The sequence below is a fragment of the Fulvivirga lutimaris genome (genome assembly GCF_009711525.1).
Lineage (GTDB): Bacteria > Bacteroidota > Bacteroidia > Cytophagales > Cyclobacteriaceae > Fulvivirga > Fulvivirga lutimaris.
The window spans coordinates 1-5,303 of the sequence record NZ_SMLV01000391.1; the positions used below are offsets into that span (position 1 = coordinate 1).

Genomic DNA, 5,303 nt, shown 5'->3' on the forward strand with positions numbered 1-5,303 from the left:
TGCCCAATTTATTTAAATAAATTGGGCAATTCTATTTTAGGTTTTTAATAACTTCGATACTTTCAACCAACCCAAATTATGTCTGAAGACAATTCAGTTTGTCAAGAGAACAACTATCAAAGCATCTTTAAATCGCAGGCAGGTCCTTTACGTAACTTCCTCTATTATAAATGTGGTGACCTGGAAAAAGCTGAAGATTTAATGCAGGATGCCTTTATAAAGCTTTGGGAGAATTGCAAAAAAGTTATTCTTGAAAAAGCTCGCTCTTTCCTATTTACAACCGCCAAGAGAATGTTCCTAAATACCATTGAGCATGAAAAAGTAGTGCTCAGCTTTGCCAAAGAAAATGTCAACAATTCATTGAGCGAAGACCCTCAATATATCATGGAAGAGCAAGAGTTTAAGACCAAGCTTGAAGATTCAATTTCTAACCTGCCGGCTACTCAACGGGAAGTATTTCTACTGAATAGGGTTGACAAACTGTCATTTCAGGAAATTGCTGATTTGCAAGAAGTTAGCCTGAGTGCTGTACACAAGAAGATGTATAAGGCTATGGATAAGCTTAAAAATGATCTTGATATTTTAAATCATAGAAAAATTTAAAAGCAGGGGTGGTATAATACTTACCACAACTGTTTTTATAATATAGAATGGAAGAACTCAATAAAGATAATGACCTACTCATCCGCTGGATAAATGGAGACCTCTCAGATGAAAAGCTTGCTGCATTTGAACAGTCTGATGATTTCTTAAAATATAAGGCCATTATTACCGAAGTAGATCAATGGCAGGTAGCTCCTCTTGATCTAGAAAAGAGTTTTGAAGAGTTAGAGAAAAAAAAATTAACCGGGAAAAAGGCCAAGGTTATTCCATGGTATAACCAGCCAATGGTAAGGTGGGCAGCTGTTTTTGCCTTCCTCGCAACCGCTATTGTCTATTTTGTAGTTAAAAGTAACGAGACCACCACTTACGAAACTACTTTTGGTGAGTCTAAGGAAGTAGTACTTCCCGATAATTCGAAGGTAACTCTTGGGCCAAATAGTAGCATTGCTTTCAAAAGAAAGTCCTGGGGTAAAAAGAGGCGTGATATCCGCCAGAAGGGAACTGCATATTATGAAGTAGAAAAAGGAACTCCTTTTACAGTAGACTTTGACCAATCAAAACTCACAGTATTAGGTACATCCTTTGAAATTATAAGTTCTCCTCAGTTTAGCGCTGTCTCTTGCTATGACGGAAAAGTATTAGTCAATGCCAATGATAATGAAGTAACCCTGACAAAAGGAATGGGTGTCAACATTAAAAATAAAAAAATTGATCCCTTCAATTTTAAGCACAGCTGGTCAAGCGATTTAAAGCAATTTACCAGCACTCCAATTTCTGTGGTATTAGAATCAATTGAAAACCAGTACGATATAAAAATTGATGCTTCTCAGATAAACGCTGAACAATTATTTACAGGAGCTTATATTCCCAACTCAAAAGAAAAAGCTCTGGAGATGGTTTGCAAACCAATGAATATTAGTTTCAAAATAGACGGTCAAAGCGTTACTTTGCAGTAAACCTGTAAAGTAATTTGAAGCTTATTTTCCCCATTTTGTTGAGCTTTCTAGCTCTCAATTTTGCTTTTGGTCAATCAGAGAACCAAAAAACCCTTAAAGCTCAACTCCTAGAGTTAGAAGAGCAATTTAATGTCAAATTTTCCTTTTCAGATGAAATAATAGACAAGCTAAAAGTATCGGATATTTCTATCGATCAAACTCTTGAGACCCATCTGGAGCAAATTTCCAAGCAAACAGGATTAGCATTTGATCAGGTAGATTCTGATGTCATCCTCATAAGTACAGTCGAACGTAAGTTTTGTGCTCAACTTATTGATCAGGATGATTCTAAACCATTAAAAGGAGCACAGGCCTTGTTCAATGATCAAAACACTAATGCCATATCTGATGATAATGGTTACATGAGGTTTTCTGGCCGTTTTACTTTTCAGGATACTGTGGTCTTAAAATACTTCGGTTATGGTGACAAAAAGCTGGTCATTGGCGACCTATCTGTAGAATGTTCTACTATACAAATGTCATTCAGCACTACTACACTTGATGAAGTTGTTATTACCCATTACATCACTAACGGAATAAATGCAGTAACAACCGATCACAGCCTTGTTGTAAGCACTAAGAATCTCTCACTTCTTCCGGGAGATACTGATAGTGATATTCTTCTAGCCATAAAAACACTACCCGGCATTTCTTCTCCAGATGGCAAATCTGGCAACTTGCATGTAAGAGGCAGTACATCAGATCAAACACTAGTATTGTTAGACAACATTCCTATCTATCACAAAGGGCATTACTACGGGGCTATATCCGCTTTCAACCCAATGTTTATTGATAGAGTTTCTGTTTATAGAAGTGGTTTCGACCCTTCCATTTCTGGTAGAGTTGGTGGAGCTATCACACTAGAAAGTAACGTAAATGCTCCTGATACCTCATTGTACAACATAAGTGTAAATAGCCTTTACGCTTCTGCTCTTGCCAGTGTACCTATTAACAAGTCCTGGTCGGCTACAGGCTCTGTTCGAACATCTTTACCGGGTAGCTGGCAATCACCAAAACTAAGAGAGATTGACCGGTTGGTTTTTATTGAAACTGGTGCAAACAACCCTAATGAAGTGGAAACTGAAAGTTCATTTATCTATTCTGATGCCAATTTTAACACGACATATCAATCTGAAAAAAGTAAAGTAAGTCTGAGTTTACTAACAATTAATAATGATCAGGAACTGGGTAGGTTTAACTCGCAAAGAAATACTCAATTCAAAAGCAGAACTGAACTTAACAATGATGGGATTAATATTTCCTGGAATCAACACTGGTCTAATAAGTTCAAAACTGATGCCTTTGCCAGTTACTCTCACTATAGCTATGATTCAAAAATTACTGAATTGTTCATAGACACTCAGCAAACCATAATTCCGAATCATTTTATTGACGAATTAAAGGATATCTCAATTGGCTTAAAGAATAAAATTGATGTTAATCCAAATGATCAGAATAACTTTAGTTTTGGTTATATAGCCAACCGGTACGAGCTGGAAAAAGATAACTTTTCTGCCAGACCTAACCGTCCTGTAATTTCCTTTGAAGTTACTGATGTGGCTTATCTCCATAATTTATATTTCAATCAGCACCTTGCAATAGGCAATAGATTATCAATAAATGCAGGGCTCACTGGACTTTTTTATACAGTAACAGATTTTACCCGAGTAGAACCCAGAGTTTTTGCCAATTACAATTTAAATGATCATTGGTCACTAAAATCAAGCGCAGGACTTTATAGTCAATATGTTACTCAAAATGTATTTTTTGATTTTGAAGACGTACAGGCCGAGAATCAATCCTGGGAACTAGCCAAATATAATCGACCTGTTGTCAAGAGCTCATTATATATGATTGGCTCATCATGGTCGCCCTCATCATTTCTAATCGATATCGAAGGCTATTATAAAGAGGTGACTGACCTGTCGACAGTTGATCCAAATGCTGGACCAAATAGCCCCACACCGTTCACCTCAGGTGAACTAACCATATTTGGTATCGATCTTCTTTTAAGTAAAGACTGGGGCCAGATAGACACCTGGGTGAGCTACAGCTATACAACAACAGAAATGGACTTTCCTTTGCTTAACCAGCTAACCTTTGAAACATACTATGACCAGCCGCACACATTTAACATAGGAGCTACAACTCAAATAAATCAATGGAAGTTTTCTTTAGGATGGCAATACCTGTCAGGCATCCCTGTTTATACAGAAAACTCATTCTTTCCAGTCCCAGGACCAGACAATGACCCAAATGCTGCAGTGGTTGCAGAAGAAAATAATGGCCGCTATGATGGCCAGCATCAGTTGGATGTGGCAGCTGTTTATCAATTTCCTGCTAAGAGCAAAGGATGGGTCGGCACAGTCGGTCTTTCTTTACTGAATGTTTATGATCAGGAAAATCTAGTATCAAACAACTATATAACAAGAGGCCCTAATACTTCCCTAGAGACAAGGTATAGCATTGGTTTTGCTCCTAATTTAATGCTTAGCATCAAGTGGTAGCCAGCACCTTCTCAGCTGGCAAAAAACTAATATTTTTTAATCGCTCATTTAGCTTCATGAAAAATGGTACATCCGAATAAGATAAGAATCTGTACTTCTCTTTCAGCGTATTTGAAGTACAGTCATTACAAGGCTTGATGTTCAGCTCTTCTGCAAGTGAAGTAATATCTAATATTGGTGAAACCTGTTTTATGAAAGATTCATAAGATGATCCTAATATTAAATTCGTTTTTTCTCGCTGTGCATACTGTTTGGCTAGTGCCATAAGGCCTTTAAAAGCCAAAATTCCATCAAGAGAAGGATCATCATTGAGGTAAACATAGCTGATATTTAGAAAGCTATCTTCTTTAAAAACATCCTGAAATTCATCAGCCTTATCAACTATATTAATTTCTAATGCTCCAACCAAATGTCCTTTGTAAGATGAAAATAGATATTTTCCATTTTCAACTTCATCATTATCTGCCTTTTGAAAAACATACCCCTTTAGTCTGGCCAGGGCAAAAAATAAGTGTCTTTCTAAATTATCCATTATTTAATAAGTTGGTTATGATATAATAACCGGTTGACCGACTATTATACCACCCCTTACTAAACATTTAAGAATGGAATTTAATTACTGTTAACTAAAGGCAAAGAATATTAACCACGTGATAAATAATAGTGGTAATAAGAATGGAATCGAAAACCTGATAATGTAACCGAAGAAAGATGGCATTTTTAATCCAATCTGCTCAGCTATGGATTTTACCATAAAGTTTGGTCCATTACCAATATAAGTAAATGCTCCAAAGAACACTGCCCCGATTGATATAGCTTTCAAGTCAAGGATAGAATCATGGAAAACTCCACCATTGGCAAAGGCCATGACGTCAGTAAGTTTCGAAATAGATCCTCCCTGTGAAGCCAAAGCTGCAGTTAAGAAATTGATGTAAGTAGGAGCATTATCTAAGAAACCTGAAAGGATACCTGTACCCCAATACAAAGTGTTATGACTTATCATCTTTGCTCCTTCTGGCGAAGCAGCAAAACCTCCTACCAACTCAAGTGCTGGCATCATAGTACCAAAAATTCCTACGAAGATAAAGGCCACTTCTCTAATAGGCTCAAAGCTAAACTCATTACCCTTTATAGCATCTTTATTAGCAAATCTGAAAGATAGGAAAGCAACAAAAAACATAATTAACTCCCTTAAAAA

The 5,303-nt window shown here is 36.7% G+C and carries 5 protein-coding genes; 3 read left to right on the top strand and 2 right to left on the bottom strand.

Annotated features, from left to right (window positions below):
• Positions 1 to 78: 78 nt before the first annotated feature.
• Genes E1140_RS12605 through E1140_RS12615 form a run of 3 tightly spaced genes read left to right on the top strand, consistent with a single transcriptional unit; the run spans position 79 to position 4,105 of the window.
• On the top strand, positions 79 to 603 hold the full coding sequence (locus E1140_RS12605) for an RNA polymerase sigma factor (protein WP_155184165.1): 525 nt from the start codon (positions 79 to 81) through the stop codon (positions 601 to 603).
• A gap of 47 nt (positions 604 to 650) precedes the next feature.
• Entirely contained in the window at positions 651 to 1,559 is a 909-nt protein-coding gene (locus tag E1140_RS12610; protein WP_155184168.1) for a FecR family protein, read from the top strand.
• A gap of 14 nt (positions 1,560 to 1,573) precedes the next feature.
• Entirely contained in the window at positions 1,574 to 4,105 is a 2,532-nt protein-coding gene (locus E1140_RS12615) for a TonB-dependent receptor (RefSeq protein ID WP_155184171.1), read from the top strand.
• On the opposite strand, the gene E1140_RS12620 is transcribed toward E1140_RS12615, so the two are convergent.
• A complete protein-coding gene (locus E1140_RS12620) occupies positions 4,095 to 4,637 on the bottom strand; it encodes a hypothetical protein (protein WP_155184174.1) in 543 nt (180 codons plus the stop codon). The genes E1140_RS12615 and E1140_RS12620 overlap by 11 nt on opposite strands.
• A gap of 90 nt (positions 4,638 to 4,727) precedes the next feature.
• On the bottom strand, positions 4,728 to 5,303 hold a 576-nt coding region (locus E1140_RS12625; protein ID WP_185153564.1), incomplete at its 5' end, for a sodium:proton antiporter.